This is a genomic window from Mesorhizobium sp. ArgA1 (assembly GCF_053714375.1).
On sequence record NZ_JBSKBQ010000194.1, the window covers coordinates 1 to 261 of the forward strand.

1 protein-coding gene is annotated in these 261 nt (G+C 61.7%); it reads right to left on the reverse strand.

Annotation, left to right across the window (positions count from 1 at the left end; translation table 11 throughout):
• Nucleotides 1–183, reverse strand: a 183-nt coding sequence (locus ACWGTI_RS32960; RefSeq protein ID WP_454590717.1) for a hypothetical protein, incomplete at its 3' end; no start/stop codon positions are given.
• Between the last annotated feature and the right edge of the window lie 78 nt (nucleotides 184–261).

The window sequence follows — 261 nt, forward strand, 5'->3', positions numbered from 1 at the left end:
AAGCCGGCCGAAAATGGGCTGCCGATTTTCCTGGCGCAGCCAGTGGCTAAGATGGTGCAGATCACGTACCAATCTCTTGACTGTCCACTCGTTCGTCCTCTCTTCGCGGGCCACTTTCTTGAAGGTGGAAACAAGTTCCTTGTCCTCGGGAAAGGGCTCGGAACGGTCGCGCTTTGCGCCCACGCGGACCTCTTTGGTGACCGCAAACTCGGGTTGGCTATTCGGGCGTGGGCCGGGTCCGTGCGCCGCCGCCTCCGGCGT